Below are 16,739 nucleotides of genomic sequence, written 5' to 3' on the forward strand. Positions count from 1 at the left end.
TCGTTTTTCTCAAGATTTCACAAGTTCCTCCAATTTTCGAGCCAGGGCTTTGATAACACATTGTTCGTGGAGCAAGCTCTGCCGGTACAGTTCCTGCTGGGATGCAATCTGCTCTTTTACTGCGCGGATTTCAGCGGTAAACTCCGCTTGGGGATCGTCCCGCTTGGACATGAGCGATCGCATTGTCCCAAACAGCGCGCAAAGTCCCGGAACCCGCCCCGCGCCCCACATGAGCCGCTCAGGCGGCTGCTGCAGGACATAATCGACAAAGTGGCGGCAGGTCTGTTCATCAAAATAGCAGGCGTACCAGTTGGTATCTACCCGGATGAGCCAACAGTCAAGCGCGCGTGCCGCGTCGCCGGCTTTGAGCGCCTCCAGAGCGCCCGCAAGCAGGGCCAGATTGCGTTGGGCATACGCGTGCGGGAAAAGCACCTCATCGTGCCATCCGAGCCGTACAAGGCCGTCCTCACAGTGCTTGAAGGCGTCGAGCAGTCTTTGGCTCAGTTCGCGCGAGCCGCGATAAAGGATTTCAGCGGTGGCATAGTCTCCGTCGTCGAGCGCGTCGGCATAGCGGTGATTGAGGCCCTGCACCAGGCTGCGGCAAAGCGCCGCCTGGGTGTCCGCCGCATCGAGCGCGGCGGACAGCAGCGCTGTTTCGGCGCTGCTGCAGGGTCCCTGGGCAAGGCTGTCCCGCAGCGCGGAAAGGCGCGGCATAAAGTCAAGAGGCGGGACGGCACAGCGGTCAAACCAAAGCAGCAGGCAGCCGTAAAGCGCATGGTGGAACCGGTAGATTTCCGGGTCGTACGCGTCGTCGTTGTCGAATTGGGAATGGTAGTGGGTTTCCATGAAGCTGCCTTCGGCAAAGTCGTTGACCAGCGAGGGAATCCCGGCAATCGACATCGAAAAATCGTCCGACCAGGTAAGCGCCGGGCTGGTGACCGAAAGCCCGTCCGGGAACAGGTGGGTGACGTCCGGGACGGCCGCGGCAAAGGACTGCAAAAACGGCTGCAGTTCCCAAACGCAGCGGATCACGTCCTGTGTGTCATGCGCATAAGCGGGCAGCTCAAAATTGATGTCGGCAATCACTTTGCCGGCCCATTCGGGATGAACCCGGAAAACCTGATTGTAGGCGCCGGTCGACCAGTCGTACTTGCTGTTTGAAACGCCCCACTCCTCGGCGGCCAGCGCGCAGAAAACAAGGGTCTTTTCCGGGCGGTAGCCGCTCTTTACAACTGCCTTTGCAATGCCCATCATCAGGGCCACCGCGGCATTGTCGTCCTGGAATCCGGAGAAGTAGCTGTCATAGTGAGCGCTGACAAGCACCATCGCATCCGGATCGCGTCCGGGTATTCTCCCAACGATGTTGTAGGAGGTGCCGTCAAACCCGACGACCGATTTGGCGTCAAAGGAAACGGCCGCTTCACCGCCGCGCGTCATAAGCCAGGCCTTGAGGACGCGCGCGTCCGCCTGCGAAAGCGAGAAAGCGGGCGCATCCGCGACCGAGCAGATATTCTGGGCGTTGAGCGCGGCGGAATCGACCTCGCCGTAGCCGTTCTGCTGTACGGCGATCACCGCCGCCGCTCCGCGCAGATGCGCCTGATAGACCGGATAGCTGATCCACCATTCGTCCCGCTGGTTGATATCGATGAGCACCAGCTTACCTTCCACATTGAGGCCGGAAAGTTCGCTTTCGGTACCCTTCCCGGCGTAGAGAATCGAAAAATCCTTCGGGCCGTGGGTGTTAAAATTGGTCTGGTAGCCGCCAAGCTCAAATTGGTGAGTGCCGCTTTCGTCTGTAAAGGAAAGCCGGGCGCGTTCAAATTCCCAGGTGTCAAGGGTGAATGGGTCTTTGACAACTTCCTGCAGGCCGATCCGGCGCATCTCATGAAAAAGCATCTCGCCGGTTTCAAACTCGGCCCTGGAACCGGCGGTGCGGTAGCCGAGCGCCGGATTTGACCGGAACTGCTCCATCGACTTTGCCAGCTGGTAGGAGTAATCGATATCCATCTTGGAGAGATATGCTTCTTGAGCCTGCGCAAGAGTCATATACGGTCACTTCCTGTTTCATTGAGTTGGTAGACGGCCTTTGCGTTTTCGCAGGTAGCGTCGAGCAGCTCCTGTGTGGAGACGCCTTTGATTTCGGCGAGCCGTTCGGCGGTATGGGCGATATGGGCGGAGTCACAGCGCCTGCCGCGAAACGGTTCCGGCGTCATATACGGGCAGTCGGTCTCGACCAACAGGCGGTCGAGCGGCACCGCCGCTGCCGCCTCCACTGTCTTGCGGGCGTTTTTGAAGGTCACCGCGCCTCCGAACGCGATATACATGCCGAGCCGGAGGATCTCTTTGGCCATTTCGGCGCTGCCGGAATAACAATGCAGGATGCCTTTGGGCCGGTAACGGCGCAAAAGCTCCATCGTGTCCGCGTGCGCCTCCCGGTCATGCACGACGAGCGGCATGCCAAGATCGTTCGCAAGTTGGATCTGTGCCGCAAAAACCTCCTGCTGGGTGTCGCGCGGCGAGAAATCGTAGTGGTAATCAAGGCCGATTTCCCCGATGGCGACGACCTTCGGATGCTTGCTCCACGCGGCGAGCGACGCAAGATCGGCAGGGGTGAATTCGTCCGCCGCATGCGGATGGATGCCCACGGCGCAGTAGAGGTAATCGTACTGTTCGGCGAGTGCCATTCCGGTCCAGGCGGTTTTCATGTCGCTTGCGGCGTTCACCACGCCGCAGACCCCCTTCTTTGGCAATGCGGTGAGCACCTCGTGCCGGTCGGGATCGAACCGCTCGTCGTCGTAATGCGCGTGGGTGTCAAAGATGTTCTGGTACATGCAAAGACCTCCAAAAGTTGGGCCGCCGCAAAATGCATCGCGGCGGCCAAGTCTTTGGGGGATTTTTCTCTTGTAAAAATCCCCCAAACCCCTAAAATATGCTTCACAGGATCAGATTCTTGCGCGCTGCGGCGCGCGCATCAGGGCGCCGCCCTGACAACCCGCAACCTTTTGAAAAAGGTTGAAGCAAACTTTTTTCAATGATCGGTTGAGACCCAAAGACAGTCAAAACCTTTCAGCGGACGGTCGAGCCGCAGGGGACCGCGTCGTCCACGAAGATGACTTTCACGTCGTTTTCCCCCGCGTCGGCCGCGAGGATCATGCCGTTACTCTCCACACCGCGCAGCTTGGCGGGCTTGAGGTTCGCGACCACAATCACTTTTTTACCGACCAGTGCGTCCGGCTCATACCAGGGATGGATACCCGAAACAACCTGGCGGCCGGTTTCGGTCCCGTCATCGAGCTGAAGCTTGAGCAGCTTGTCCGCCTTCGGGACCGGCTCGCAGGCAACCACCTTCGCAACGCGCAGCTGAACCTTGGCGAAATCGTCGATCGCAATGAGCGACGTAACCCCCTCGGTCTGCTTCGGAGTCTCCTGCTTGGCGAGGGCGGCTTTCGGTTCCTGCTTGGGCGCGGGTTTTGCAGCCTCGAGCGCGGCGAGTTCCTTTGCAACGTCGATGCGCGGGAAGAGCCCTTCGCCCTTATGGACGGTCACATTTGCGGGCAGCAGCCCGAACGTTCCGGCGGATTCGTAGGAGGTGATGCCGTCCGCGGCTCCGATCTGTGCAAAGATCTTCGGCGCGGTGGCGGGCATAAACGGGGTGAGCAGGATACCGCAGATACGCACGCATTCGAGCAGGTTATAGAGTACCGTGGCGAGGCGGGGATTGTTGGCTTCGTCCTTTGCAAGCACCCATGGAGCGGTTTCGTCGATGTACTTGTTGGTGCGGGAGATGAGCTTAAAGACTTCGATCAGAGCGTTTTGGAATGCGTAGGATTCCATCTGCGTCTCGAAATTTTCCTTGAGCGCCTTTGCCATGCCGATGATTTCATCATCGAGCGGCTCGGCTTTGCGCTGCGCGGGGAGCGTGCCGCCGAAGTATTTTTCCGCCATCGCGACCGAGCGGGAAACAAGGTTTCCCAAATCGTTGGCGAGGTCGGCGTTGATCCGGTTGATGAGCCCTTCGTTCGAGAACAGCCCGTCCGAACCGAACGGGAATTCCCGCAACAGGAAATAGCGGATGGCGTCCACGCCGTAGCGTTCGACCAGCACGACCGGATCGACCACATTGCCTTTGGATTTGCTCATCTTGCCGCCTTCGAGCAGCAGCCAGCCATGGCCGAAAACCTTTTTCGGCAGGGGCAGGTCGAGCGCCATCAGCATGGCCGGCCAGATAATCGTGTGGAAGCGCATGATCTCCTTGCCGACAAAATGTACGTCGGCGGGCCAATATTTTTCAAAATCGTGATATTTTTCGTTGCCGTAGCCAAGCGCGGTGATGTAGTTCGAAAGCGCGTCGACCCAGACATAGACGACATGCTTCGGATCAAAGGTGACAGGCACGCCCCATTTGAAGGTGGTTCGGGAAACACAGAGATCCTCAAGGCCGGGTTTGATAAAGTTATTCACCATTTCATTCATGCGGCTTTCCGGCTCCATGAAATGGGGATTGTCCTCGTAAAGCTCGATGAGCTTCTCCTGAAAGGCGGAAAGCTTAAAGAAATAGGCTTCCTCCTCGGCGTCGACCACATCGCGTCCGCAGTCGGGACATTTGCCGTCCTGGAGCTGGCTTTCCGTCCAGAAAGATTCGCACGGGGTGCAGTATTTGCCCTTGTACGAGCCCTTATAGATATAGCCCTTGTCGTAGAGCGCCTTAAAAATCTTCTGTACGGATTCCTCGTGATAGTCGTCGGTGGTTCGGATAAAACGGTCGTTTGAAATATTTAAAAGTTTCCACAGCTCCTTGATTCCCGCCACCACGTTGTCAACATACTGCTGCGGCGTAACGCCCGCGGCCTCGGCCTTCTGTTCAATCTTCTGGCCATGTTCGTCGGTGCCGGTCAGGAACATCACGTCAAAGCCCTGCATTCGTTTGTAACGCGCCATCACGTCGGTGGCGACAGTGCAGTAGCTGTGCCCGATGTGCAGCTTGTCCGAAGGGTAATAGATCGGTGTCGTGATATAAAAGGTCTTTCCAGTTCCATCCATGTGGATTTCCTCCTCGAATGCAGTTAGTTTGGTAATAATAATATAGTATACCACAAAAAGAGCGGAATGAACAGTTCCTTCCACTCTTTTTGCCTTTTTCTTGCACTCTGCGGACGAAAGGGCTGTCCTTACAATCCCATGGCGTTTTCCATTCCGCGGCGGCGTAACCGGTGGAGGCCGTACAGTTATTTTTCAGAATGCGCCAGCGCGGCAGCAACAAAGCTTGCGAAGAGCGGATGCGGGCGGTTTGGGCGGGACTTGAATTCAGGATGGAACTGTACGCCGACAAACCAGGGATGTCCGGGAATCTCGACGATTTCGACCAGTTTCTGATCCGGGGAAAGTCCGGAAATTTTCATGCCGTGTTCTTCAAAGTCCCTGCGGTAAAGATTATTGAACTCATAGCGGTGACGATGCCGTTCATAGATGAGCTCGTCGGAATAGGACGAACGGGCGATGCTGCCTTCTGTGAGTTTGCAGGGATAAAGTCCAAGCCGCATGGTGCCGCCTTTATCGGTGATCTCCTGCTGTTCGGCCATGATGTGGATGACCGGGTAGGGAGGCTGCACATCGAATTCAGCGGAGTTGGCGCCTTCAAAATGCAGCACATTGCGGGCGAATTCGATGACCGAAATCTGCATGCCAAGACAGATTCCGAAGTAGGGGATTTTATTGACGCGGGCATACTGTGCGGCGGCGATTTTGCCTTCGATGCCGCGGTCGCCAAAGCCGCCGGGGATGAGGATACCACTGCATCCAGCGAGCATTTCGGCGGCATTTTCAGCAGTGACCTCCTCCGAGCTGATCAGTTTGACCTGCACTTTCGCATCGTTATAGATGCCCGCGTGTTTGAGCGATTCCGCAATGGAGATATAAGCATCCGGAAGCGCGACATATTTGCCGACCACGCCGATAGTGACAGCTCTGTAGGCGTTCTTGAGCCGTTTTACCATGTCGGACCATTCCACGAGGTCCGGTCTGCGGTTTTCGAGTCCCAGATGGTGGCATACCGCGTCCGCAAGCCCTTCCTGTTCGAGCATGAGCGGCGCTTCGTAAAGGGTCGGCAGGGTGAGGTTCTGGATGATGTCCTCCTTGCGGACATTGCAGAACAATGCGAGCTTCTGCCGCATATCCTCCGGGATTTCCATGTCCGCGCGACAGACCAGGATGTTCGGCTGGATACCCTGGCGGAGCAGTTCCTTGACACTGTGCTGGGTCGGTTTGGATTTCAGCTCGTTTGAGCCGGAGATGTACGGCACCAGCGTCACATGGATATAGATGGCGTTCTCCTTGCCCGCTTCATTGACAAACTGACGGATCGATTCAAGGAAAGGCAGGCTTTCAATATCTCCGACCGTACCGCCGATCTCGGTGATGACCACATCCGAGCCGGTGCTGCCCATCCGGTAGATCCGCTCCTTGATCTCATTGGTGATGTGCGGGATGACTTGTACGGTACCTCCAAGGTAATCCCCATGGCGCTCTTTATGAATGACCGAGCCATAAACTTTTCCGGTGGTGATATTCGAGTTGACTGAAAGGTTTTCGTCGATGAACCGCTCGTAATGCCCAAGATCGAGGTCGGTTTCAGCGCCATCGTCGGTGACAAAAACCTCCCCGTGCTGGTACGGGCTCATGGTGCCGGGATCGACATTTATGTAAGGGTCGAATTTCTGCATGGTGACGCTGTAGCCGCGCGCTTTGAGCAGCCTTCCGAGGGATGCGGCGGTGATGCCTTTGCCGAGACCTGAGACGACGCCGCCCGTGACGAATACATACTTGGTTGCCATAATCCTAACCTCCAAACTTTAATCGGAAAAACAAAAACACCGCACATCCAAACCGTGCAACGAGTGGGGGAATCTGCTATCCGGAGTATGGGCAAAGAATCTCAAAAAGATACTTCGCCCATACTCTGGGCCTGCATTTTCCGCTTCCCCATTGAAGCGCGTTTCGTATATGCGGTGTGTATTTAGATTTTTTGTTGCGCCTTATCCAAAAGCTGGCGCTTCAGGCGCCGGGCCGGGCAGCGCGTCATTTGTGGTACAGCTTCTTGGTCTGATACTGGGGTTCGCTCGTCAGGTTAATACCGAGCTTTTTGAAGATATTGCGGTCGATCTGTGAAAGAATGACCGAGGAATGCGCCTCACAGCCACGCAGTTTGCCGAGCTGCTCCATCGCGAGCTTGGCGGTCGGGCTGGTGGCGGCGGAAATCGAAAGGGCAATGAGCGTTTCGTCGGTGTGCAGCCGCGGGTTGCGGTTGCCGAGATGGTCGACCTTGAGATGCTGGATCGGCTCGATGATAATTGGGGAGATCAGGTGGATATTGTGTCCGATGCCGCCAAGGTATTTGAGAGCATTGAGCAGAGCGGCTGAGGAAGCGCCCAACAGGGAGGAGGTCTTTCCAGTGATGAGGGTGCCGTCCGGCAGTTCGATGGCGGCGGCGGGCATGCCTGTTTCAGCGGCGCGCCCGTTGGCGGCCTGGATCACCGGACGGTCAGCCGCGCTGATCCCAGCCTGGTTCATCAGCAGTTCCAGCCGGTAAGCGCTGCCTTCTTCCGCAAGGCCCATGCGCTGGTCGCAAAGCGCCTGATAGTACCGGCGGATGATCTCCTGCCGGCAAGCCGCGCAAACCGCGTCGTCATCGACAATGCACATCCCGGCCATATTGACGCCCATATCGGTGGGGGATTTATAGGGGCTCTCGCCTGCGATCCGGGTGAGGATGGCGTTTAAAACCGGGAAGATTTCCACATCGCGGTTATAGTTGACGGTGGTCTTTCCATACGCCTCCAGATGGAACGGGTCGATCATGTTCATATCGCCCAGATCGGCGGTCGCGGCCTCGTAAGCGAGGTTGACCGGATGCTTGAGCGGCAGGTTCCAGATCGGGAAGGTTTCAAACTTGGAATAGCCCGCTTTGACCCCGCGTTTATATTCATGGTAGAGCTGGGAGAGGCAGACTGCCATCTTGCCGCTGCCGGGGCCGGGCGCGGTGACGACCACCAGCGGATGAGTCGTCTCGATATACTCATTCTTGCCGTAGCCGTCGTCGCTGACAATGAGCGGGATGTTGGACGGATATCCGGCGATCGGATAGTGCAGATAGACCTTCACGCCGAGATGCTCGAGCCGGCGCTTGAAGGCTTCGGCGGCGGGCTGTCCGGCAAACTGCGCGATAACCACGCTGCCGACAAAAAGGCCGATGGCGCGGAACGCGTCGATAAGGCGCAGAACGTCCACATCGTAAGTGATGCCAAGATCGCCGCGCACCTTGTTTTTTTCAATGTCGGAGGCATTGATGACGATGACGATTTCGGCACTGTCCTTCATCTGAAGCAGCATCTTCATCTTGCTGTCCGGCGCGAAACCGGGCAACACGCGGGAGGCATGGAAATCGTCGAAAAGTTTCCCGCCGAATTCGAGATAAAGCTTGTTGCCGGAAGCGGAAATCCGCTGGCGGATGTGCTCCGATTGAAGCTTCAGATATTTTTCGTTGTCAAAACCGACCCTGTGCACACGCTCCGCCTCCCGCAATGATTGCCGTCCGGAAAAAGATAACCCCCGTCCGGCAGCATTTCAAATCCTTTAACACATTTTTTTATTCTACCTGTTTTTGGCTAGAATTGCAATATGGAAAGTGTTGAAAGTTTGGGAAGAATGGCAAAAAGTTTTTATATCCGGCGAAAACAGCCGCGCATCCGATGGAAAACGGACGCGCGGCCAGAATTTGTTCCGGGAATCTTCAGCGCAGCGGCGGAACGGCGGCGTCGCACAGCGCAATACGCAGCGTGGAAAAACGATCGGACAGATATTCCGCCGCAGTGCTTTCAACCGCCTCCGGCGCCGACGGGTCGTCCTTGGCGTCGATGGTGAAAAGGACGGTGGTTCCTTTATTTTCCTCGCTGATCAAAGTGATGGTGCCGCCCAGCGCGGCGACACAGGACTTGGCGATGGCAAGCCCCAAGCCGTTGCCGGTGAAAGGCTGGCCGGACGGGTCGAAGGAGTAATACGGCTGGAACACGTGCGGCTGCACCTTCGCGGGGATGCCGCGCCCGCGGTCCACGATTGAAACGCTCACATAACTGCGGATTTTGCGGACCTTGACTTCGATCACATTGTCCGGGCGGGTATACCGCATGGAATTGGAGAGGATATTGTGGATCGCCATCGAAAGCTTGGCAAGGTCGCAGGAGATGACAAGCGGTTCGGTTGGGATGGAAAAGGTCAGAGGGATGCCGGCGCTTTCCGAAATCCGGGCGGCAGCCTCAAAGAGTTCGCGCAGATAGCCGAAAATCTCAACGCGGCGGGGAAGGGAGGGCCAAAGCCCCTGGGAAAGCCGGGTATAAGTGGTCATCCAGTCGCAGGCGCGCAGGATCAAATAGGCGTTTTGATTGATCGATTGCAGGTATTCGAGGCTTTTGGCCCGCTGCTGTTCATCCTGCTGCTCGGCGTTTTGCCGCAGCAGGGAAAGCGATGAGAAAATCGCGGTGAGCGGAACACGGTACTGCGAGCCGAACGCGGAAAGCGCGAGCGCCGTGCCTTCCGGATGCAGGCCGGTGCCCTGGCGGGTGAAGAAAGAGGGCTGTACCAGATAGCGGGCATGGCCCGATTGGTCGGGCAGAGGAAGGACCGTCACCGAACGCTGCAGAAACATGGCGTCATTGACGGTGGAAAATACGCCGTGGGCGTCAATTTCCCCTCTGATCTGATCGAAATCATACCCGTCCAGCAGGACATGAACCCCGTCCGGCAGGCTGAGACAGGGCTGCGAAGTGCGGGCGGCCTCGCTGCTCCAGATGATGTTGAAATTCTCATCGGTGAAAACATAAGGAAGGCCGGCTGTGGATGCCATTTGAACCAGCCGGTCAAGAAACTGATCGTTTTGCAGACTCGTATCCATCGTACTTCCCCTTCAAACGGATTGATATAAATTATCTTTTGGAGGATTTGCCGGGTTATGTGCTAGGAACGACAGCCTAATACTGGAAAGGGCAGGAACTGTTTTCGACAGAATTCGACATTAGATAGTCTCATTATTATAGTATAAAGATTGGTTGTTTTCAATAAAAACCCATGTATAAAAAATGGTGGATTGAGAAAAATAAAGAAAATCGTTTATTCTTTGACAAAATTGTTGTAGTTTTCCTGAAAGTGTATTAAAATAGGAGCATATCAAAATATAGGAGGTCGTATTCCAATGGCAATTAAAGTTGGTATCAACGGTTTTGGCCGCATCGGACGGCTTGTATTCCGCGCTGGTTTGGATAACCCGAACATCGAATTTGTCGGCGTCAATGACCCGTTCATGACTCCGGATTATTGCGCTTACATGCTGCGTTATGACACTGTGCACGGCCAGTACAAAGGTGAAATCAGCTACACCGACGATGCGATCGTCGTAAACGGCAAGACAGTCAAATTCTACGCGGAGAAAGACCCGGCCTGCATCCCGTGGGGCCAGTGCGGCGCTGATTATGTGGTTGAGTCCACCGGCGTTTTCACCACCATGGAAAAGGCGGAGGCGCATCTGAAAGCAGGCGCCAAGAAAGTCATCATTTCCGCGCCTTCCAAGGACGCCCCGATGTTTGTCATGGGCGTTAACCAGGAGACCTACAAAAAAGAGATGAACATCGTCTCCAACGCCTCCTGCACCACCAACTGCCTGGCGCCTCTGGCGAAAGTCATCAACGACGAGTTTGGCATTGTCGATGGCCTGATGACCACCGTCCATTCCACCACCGGCACCCAGAAGACGGTTGACGGCCCGTCCAAGAAGGACTGGAGAGGCGGTCGCGCCGCTTCCGGCAACATCATTCCGTCCTCCACCGGCGCCGCGAAAGCGGTCGGCAAGGTCATTCCGGAACTCAACGGCAAGCTCACCGGCATGGCGTTCCGCGTCCCGACTCTGGACGTTTCGGTTGTCGACCTGACCGTCAACCTGGCCAAACCCGCTTCCTATGAAGAGATCTGCGCCGCCATCAAGAAGGCTTCCGAGGGTTCCCTGAAGGGTATCTTGGAATATGTCAACGAGGATGTCGTTTCCTCCGACTTCATCGGCGATGCGCATACCTCCATCTTCGACGAGAAAGCCGGCATCGCGCTGACCGACAAGTTTGTCAAGCTGGTTTCCTGGTATGACAACGAGTGGGGCTATTCCAACAAGGTCCTGATGCTCATCCAGCACATGGCTTCCGTTGACGCGAAATAAGAACAGCTTATAGAGCGGATTTACGGCATATTTGCACTGGCTTCCTTTATCGTTTTTGCACCGGCTAGTGGGCTTTTCTTACTGCTGTTGTAACAACGATTCGGAAAATAACCAGAATTAAAAACACCCATTCTCTTGGATTTTGATAAGAGGATGGGTGTTTTTATGTGTCAAAACCGTCTGGAAGAACTTGCTCAAGAATTCTGTTTTTCATGTCGCTGTAAGCGCTGCTTGGAACGTACCATATCCAATTATCAAAAGCTTTTTGGATACCTGCTGCGCTTTTTGCAAGAGAGCTATAACGCCACAACGCTGGAGGAAACGCGGCCTGTTTACATTCAAAAGTTTCTTTTGGAAAAACTGGAATCAGGCAGAAAGCCACCGGTTGTGAGTGGTTTAAAAATATATAAAAAAGACAGTACTACGCAAATGGTAGTACTGTCTTTATAACAGAACTTATTTTTCAAATGTGATTTTGAATAATGGTTATTATTATAATTATAGAGCCTACTAGAAATATTAACCCATACAGAATATAGAGTCTCCTTTTTTCTTTAGGATCTTCAAACATTTGGATATACTTATAACGTTCAATTGCAATCATAACTATAATTGTAACATATATAAGTATATCTGTAACCACTAAACGAGCCTCCAATAAACTCAATAATTTTCTATCGGTGAAGCATGCGTTTGTTCAGATGTCTTACTTTAAATCAAGTACTTTTCGCACTTTTGCCCATATCCCATAATGATACTGGATACCATTTAGCGAGTTGTCGCCATTTCTAAGATTATCGCAAAAATAATAGGTAGCCTTTCCACCGTATTCAATTTTCCATTCTATCATATAGGTTGGGATTGCCTCTGTACGCTCAATTACAAGACAAATTGGCGAGTGCGGTGTAATCTGTTCAAAGGTATGAATGGTTTTATATTTAAGCGCATCATTGATTTCTTCAAACTTCACTTTTTTCAGTTTGGCTTTTCGAATGATTGTATTTTGTGGAATAAACAAATTTTGTGTGCAATATTCGCCAGTGGCCTCCCATGGAGTGACGGGATAATATTGTGGGTACATACCTATCCGATTTTCCAAATCCTCTGTTAAAGGCAGTTCTTCAATTTTTATATTGTCTACCCATTCTTCTCCGCCAAGAAATATCCATACAATTCTGATGATCGTTATGACAATACTTATCATACCAATTGCTGCAAGAAGATTATTAAGCGTATCCCATATATTTGGTTCTAACATGTGCATCGCATCCTAAGTATCCTAATTAAATATCATATTAGCATGATTGCCATCCCAAAGATGGATGTGAGTGATGGCATCTGTACCGGGGCCAATCGTTTTGCTGTGCCGCAGACCATCAGGACGGTAGGCGTAGGTGGTCGGCTTCTTATCTGCAAGAATGCGGATCAACTGGTTAAATCCATTATAGTCTTTTAGCGTGCGTGTGACAACATCTCCGCTGAAAACATTTTTTGCGAAGCCGACTTTGAGAGCCGCTCCGTCCCACAAGGACGGGGTGGCTTTGATTTCTCAAGAGGAGCTTGCCGAGCGCGTACACATGAGCAGGGGACATCTGAGCCATATCGAAGCTCCAAACATGGTGTCATCCTTTTCGATTTCGATTCTATTTGACATCTGCGAAGCGCTTAAAATCCAACTAAAAAATCGCTTCACAGGATCAGATTTCCGCTCGCTGCGGCGAGCGGTTCAGAGCTCCACTCTGAAAACCCGCAAACTTTCGGGAAAGTTTGATCAAAGCTTTCGGTTTTGCTGTGCTGCGAACCTCGGAAGAAGGGGGTACACGGGGGACTGCGAGCTGCAGCGAGCGTTTTGAGCGCAACCGCCATCGGCGGCTCTTAGTGTGAGATGGCCGCTGGCCTTCCGCCCGTGGTGCGCGACGGCGAGCGTCGCGGCGCAGCCGCGCTCCGGCGCATGGCGCCGGGCAGCGAGGAGCAAAAAGACTTGCGGACGGGGGCCACAAGTCTTTCGCACCCAGGCACTATTTACCACCAAAAACGACAAACGATTTATGCTATAATAATACCTCGGGTGCCGCGGGAAAGGTCATAAAATGCCCTGGTTTGGCGAATAGTATAGTTGTATCGAAAAATAATATGCAAAACCAACAAAGCTTAACGCTTTTTACAAGTTGTTTTACTGGAAATTTCACAATAAATACTTGAAAAAAACACCAATTCCTGCTATAGTATAACAAAGGGGGGTGAAGACAATGGCAAAGTCAAAAGGCAACTTACCATTGTATCTATTTCATCAGGGAACGAATTACAAGGCTTATGAATATCTGGGCGCGCATCCTTGTAAGATTGGGACAACCGAAGGTTTCATCTTCCGTGTGTGGGCGCCGAATGCCCGGCAGGTTTCTGTGGTGGGGGATTTCAACAACTGGGACGGACAGGCCAATCCCATGGAACAGCTTGAGGATAAATCCATTTGGGAGTGCGTAATTCCGGATCTGCAGCAATTTGATATCTATAAATACTGCATCACCGCCAAGGATGGCCGCACCCTTATGAAGGCCGATCCGTATGCCTTCCATGCGCAGACCAGTCCTGAAACAGCTTCCAAGCTCTATGATATCGAAGGCTATGCCTGGGACGACGCGGCCTGGTATGAATCCCGCAAGGATCACAACCCCTACCGCAGTCCGATGAATATCTATGAGATGCACCTTGGCTCTTGGCGGCGGTATTCGGACGGCAACCCCTACAGCTACCGCAAACTCGCGGATGAACTGGCCGATTATCTGCTCGAAATGGGTTATAACTATGTCGAGTTCATGCCGCTGATGGAATACCCGTACGACGGTTCCTGGGGTTACCAGGTCACCGGCTATTACGCGCCGACCTCCCGTTACGGCACGCCGCATGACTTCATGTATCTCATCGACCGGCTGCATCAGGCGGGCATCGGGGTGATTATGGACTGGGTACCGGCGCATTTTCCAAAGGATGCGCACGGGCTTTATGAGTTCGACGGCCAGCCGCTTTACGAATATCAGGATGTGCATAAGCGTGAACACGCCCATTGGGGCACCCGGATTTTTGATTTCGGGCGCAATGAAGTGGTGTGCTTCCTGATGTCAAACGCCAACTTCTGGATCGAGAAATACCACATCGACGGGCTGCGGGTCGACGCGGTCGCTTCGATGCTCTACCTCGACTACGGCCGCGAGGATTGGGAATGGCTGCCGAATATCAACGGCGGCAAGGAAAATCTCGAGGCGGTCGCGTTCCTGCGCAAGCTGAATACGTCGGTGCTGACCGAGCATCCACAGGCCCTCATGATCGCGGAGGAATCCACCGCCTGGCCGCTCGTAACCAAACCGGCTTCGGTCGGCGGGCTTGGATTCAACTTCAAGTGGAACATGGGCTGGATGAACGATATGCTTGCCTATACGTCGCTCGACCCGATCTTCCGCAGCTACAACCACGACAAGCTCACTTTTAGCCTGTTTTATGCCTTTTCAGAGAACTTTATCCTGCCCATCTCCCATGACGAGGTGGTGCATGGCAAATGCTCGCTCATCAATAAGATGCCGGGCGAATATGCTGTGAAGTTTTCCGGCATGCGAGCGTTCCTCGCATATATGATGTCTCATCCGGGCAAGAAGCTCATCTTCATGGGCTGTGAATTCGCACAGTTCATCGAATGGAACTATAAGCAGCAGCTCGACTGGATGCTGCTCGATTACGAATCCCACCGGCAGATGAAGCTGTTTGTCAAAGAGCTCAATCATTTTTATCTGGAGAATCCGGTGTTCTGGCAGGTTGAGGACAGCTGGGACGGCTTTTCCTGGCTTGCGCACGACGACCATGCCAGAAACATCATCGTGTTCCGCCGGATGGACGAAGCGGGAAACGAGCTTGTCGTGCTCTGCAACTTTGCGCCGGTTACCCGGGAGAATTACCGGGTGGGGGTGCCGGATGCAACCAGCTATGATGAGATCCTCAATACCGACGACGTGCGGTTCGGCGGAAGCGGCGTGGTGAATAAGGGTGCCATCCGTGTGAAAAAGACGCCGGATCATGACATGAAGCAGAGTATTACGCTGACCGTGCCGCCGCTTTCGGTCGTTTTCTTAAAAGGCCGTCCGCGCAAGGCTGCGAAAGCGAAGAAGGCAGAGGGTAAGCCGTCCGGGGAGAAGTCCAGTAAAAAAGCGCCGAAAGCAGACCGGGCGTAAAGCGGTCGGGGAATCAAGCGCATGATTTATTACTAAGGGGGAATCAACAGATGTTTCGCAAGAAGGAATGGATCGCCATGCTGCTGGCGGGCGGCCAGGGGAGCCGCCTGTACACGCTGACGAAAAATCTTGCAAAGCCGGCTGTACCGTTTGGGGGAAAATACCGGATTATCGATTTTCCGCTTTCCAACTGTGTCAATTCCGGAATTGACACAGTTGGCGTGCTCACCCAGTACCAGCCGCTCATCCTGAACGAATATATCGGCAACGGCCAGCCTTGGGACCTTGACCGGGTGAACGGCGGCGTCTTTGTGCTGCCGCCTTACCAGAAGTCCTCCGGTTCCGACTGGTACACCGGCACTGCGAACGCCATCTATCAGAACATCAATTTTATCGACCGGTACGATCCGGAGTATGTGCTCATCCTTTCGGGCGACCACATCTATAAGATGGATTATGAGAAGATGCTCGCCTACCACAAAGAGAAAAACGCTGACTGTACAATCGCCGCCTTGCAGGTGCCGATGGAGGAGGCCTCCCGGTTCGGGATTATGAATACATACCCGGATGGCAGCATCTTTGAATTTGAGGAGAAACCCGCACAGCCGAAGAGCAACCTCGCATCGATGGGCATCTATATCTTCTCATGGGATAAGATGCGCAAATACCTCATCGAGGACGAAGCCGATCCGCTTTCCGGCAAGGATTTCGGAAAGAACATCCTGCCCGCCATGCTCGCAAACGGCGAGAAGATGGTGGCGTATCCCTTTGAGGGCTACTGGAAGGACGTCGGCACGATCGACAGCCTGTGGGAAGCGAACATGGATCTGCTGGACCCGCGGGTGCCGCTCGACCTCTATGACGACAGCTGGAAGATCTATTCCCGCAATCCGGTCATGCCGCCGCATTACGTGGCAAACGACGCGGACGTCCAGAACTCGATGGTCACCGAAGGCTGCACCATCGAGGGCGATATCGATTTTTCGGTGATCTTCTCAGGCGTCACGGTCGAAAAGGGCGCGGTTGTGCACGATTCGATTGTCATGCCGAACACGGTCATCAAGGCGGGAGCCAAGGTTGAATACGCGATCATTGCCGAGAATTGCGTGATTGGCGAAGGAGCATCCATCGGCCAGCGGCCGGAGGACGCGACCGATAAGGATGCCTGGGGCGTCGCGGTGGTCGGCAACAACATCACGGTCGGGCCGGGCGCGGTGGTCCCGCCGAAAGCGATGATTGACAAAGACGTCGAGGGGGTGCGCTAAGGA

At 54.1% G+C, this 16,739-nt stretch carries 12 protein-coding genes; 5 read left to right on the forward strand and 7 right to left on the reverse strand.

Annotation, left to right across the window (positions count from 1 at the left end; translation table 11 throughout):
- Positions 1 to 9: 9 nt before the first annotated feature.
- The 6 genes from BN4275_RS01955 to BN4275_RS01980 form a co-directional block, all read right to left on the reverse strand.
- A complete protein-coding gene (locus BN4275_RS01955) occupies positions 10 to 2,046 on the reverse strand; it encodes a M28 family peptidase (protein WP_066453048.1) in 2,037 nt (678 codons plus the stop codon).
- Positions 2,043 to 2,831 (reverse strand): TatD family hydrolase, encoded by a 789-nt coding sequence (locus BN4275_RS01960; RefSeq protein WP_066453050.1) that lies wholly within the window; start codon positions 2,829 to 2,831, stop codon positions 2,043 to 2,045. Before BN4275_RS01960 ends, BN4275_RS01955 begins: the two co-directional genes overlap by 4 nt.
- A 235-nt stretch (positions 2,832 to 3,066) precedes the next feature.
- Positions 3,067 to 5,040 carry a methionine--tRNA ligase gene (metG, locus tag BN4275_RS01965; protein WP_066453054.1) on the reverse strand — a complete coding sequence of 658 codons (1,974 nt, stop codon included), beginning with the start codon at positions 5,038 to 5,040 and terminating at the stop codon, positions 3,067 to 3,069.
- 185 nt (positions 5,041 to 5,225) lie between these two features.
- Positions 5,226 to 6,830: a CTP synthase gene (locus BN4275_RS01970; protein WP_066453055.1), complete on the reverse strand. Its 1,605-nt coding sequence runs from the start codon at positions 6,828 to 6,830 to the stop codon at positions 5,226 to 5,228.
- A gap of 244 nt (positions 6,831 to 7,074) precedes the next feature.
- On the reverse strand, positions 7,075 to 8,559 hold the full coding sequence (locus tag BN4275_RS01975) for a DUF1846 domain-containing protein (RefSeq protein WP_066453056.1): 1,485 nt from the start codon (positions 8,557 to 8,559) through the stop codon (positions 7,075 to 7,077).
- Between the two features lie 226 nt (positions 8,560 to 8,785).
- Positions 8,786 to 9,943 carry a sensor histidine kinase gene (locus BN4275_RS01980; protein WP_066453057.1) on the reverse strand — a complete coding sequence of 386 codons (1,158 nt, stop codon included), beginning with the start codon at positions 9,941 to 9,943 and terminating at the stop codon, positions 8,786 to 8,788.
- A gap of 297 nt (positions 9,944 to 10,240) precedes the next feature.
- Between BN4275_RS01980 and gap the strand changes: the two genes are divergently transcribed.
- Together gap and BN4275_RS01990 are read left to right on the forward strand one after the other, a co-directional pair.
- A complete protein-coding gene (gap, locus tag BN4275_RS01985) occupies positions 10,241 to 11,251 on the forward strand; it encodes a type I glyceraldehyde-3-phosphate dehydrogenase (RefSeq protein ID WP_066453059.1) in 1,011 nt (336 codons plus the stop codon).
- A gap of 165 nt (positions 11,252 to 11,416) precedes the next feature.
- Entirely contained in the window at positions 11,417 to 11,701 is a 285-nt protein-coding gene (locus tag BN4275_RS01990; RefSeq protein WP_066453062.1) for a site-specific integrase, read from the forward strand.
- A 256-nt stretch (positions 11,702 to 11,957) separates the two neighbouring features.
- Here the strand turns inward: BN4275_RS01990 and BN4275_RS02000 are convergent, their stop codons facing one another.
- The gene (locus BN4275_RS02000) at positions 11,958 to 12,509 is read right to left on the reverse strand and encodes a hypothetical protein (protein WP_066453065.1); all 552 of its coding nucleotides are present in this window, start codon (positions 12,507 to 12,509) and stop codon (positions 11,958 to 11,960) included.
- A 277-nt stretch (positions 12,510 to 12,786) separates the two neighbouring features.
- Here BN4275_RS02000 and BN4275_RS17880 point away from each other — a divergent pair, with 277 nt between their 5' ends.
- The 3 genes from BN4275_RS17880 (at position 12,787) to BN4275_RS02010 (ending at position 16,736) form a co-directional block, all read left to right on the forward strand.
- A complete protein-coding gene (locus BN4275_RS17880) occupies positions 12,787 to 13,104 on the forward strand; it encodes a helix-turn-helix domain-containing protein (protein ID WP_423230139.1) in 318 nt (105 codons plus the stop codon).
- 396 nt (positions 13,105 to 13,500) lie between these two features.
- Positions 13,501 to 15,471: a 1,4-alpha-glucan branching protein GlgB gene (gene glgB / locus BN4275_RS02005; protein ID WP_066453066.1), complete on the forward strand. Its 1,971-nt coding sequence runs from the start codon at positions 13,501 to 13,503 to the stop codon at positions 15,469 to 15,471.
- A 50-nt stretch (positions 15,472 to 15,521) separates the two neighbouring features.
- Positions 15,522 to 16,736 (forward strand): glucose-1-phosphate adenylyltransferase, encoded by a 1,215-nt coding sequence (locus BN4275_RS02010; RefSeq protein WP_066453067.1) that lies wholly within the window; start codon positions 15,522 to 15,524, stop codon positions 16,734 to 16,736.
- Positions 16,737 to 16,739 lie beyond the last annotated feature (3 nt).

The organism is Anaerotruncus rubiinfantis (assembly GCF_900078395.1).
Classification (GTDB): domain Bacteria; phylum Bacillota; class Clostridia; order Oscillospirales; family Ruminococcaceae; genus Anaerotruncus; species Anaerotruncus rubiinfantis.

What these genes read in the sequence shown, in the direction of transcription:
- BN4275_RS01955 (WP_066453048.1), bottom strand. Translation starts at nt 2,046, where the DNA reads ATGACTCTTGCGCAGGCTCAAGAAGCATATCTCTCCAAGATGGATATC.
- BN4275_RS01960 (WP_066453050.1), bottom strand. Translation starts at nt 2,831, where the DNA reads ATGTACCAGAACATCTTTGACACCCACGCGCATTACGACGACGAGCGG.
- metG (WP_066453054.1), bottom strand. Translation starts at nt 5,040, where the DNA reads ATGGATGGAACTGGAAAGACCTTTTATATCACGACACCGATCTATTAC.
- BN4275_RS01970 (WP_066453055.1), bottom strand. Translation starts at nt 6,830, where the DNA reads ATGGCAACCAAGTATGTATTCGTCACGGGCGGCGTCGTCTCAGGTCTC.
- BN4275_RS01980 (WP_066453057.1), bottom strand. Translation starts at nt 9,943, where the DNA reads ATGGATACGAGTCTGCAAAACGATCAGTTTCTTGACCGGCTGGTTCAA.
- gap (WP_066453059.1), top strand. Translation starts at nt 10,241, where the DNA reads ATGGCAATTAAAGTTGGTATCAACGGTTTTGGCCGCATCGGACGGCTT.
- BN4275_RS01990 (WP_066453062.1), top strand. Translation starts at nt 11,417, where the DNA reads ATGTGTCAAAACCGTCTGGAAGAACTTGCTCAAGAATTCTGTTTTTCA.
- BN4275_RS02000 (WP_066453065.1), bottom strand. Translation starts at nt 12,509, where the DNA reads ATGTTAGAACCAAATATATGGGATACGCTTAATAATCTTCTTGCAGCA.
- glgB (WP_066453066.1), top strand. Translation starts at nt 13,501, where the DNA reads ATGGCAAAGTCAAAAGGCAACTTACCATTGTATCTATTTCATCAGGGA.
- BN4275_RS02010 (WP_066453067.1), top strand. Translation starts at nt 15,522, where the DNA reads ATGTTTCGCAAGAAGGAATGGATCGCCATGCTGCTGGCGGGCGGCCAG.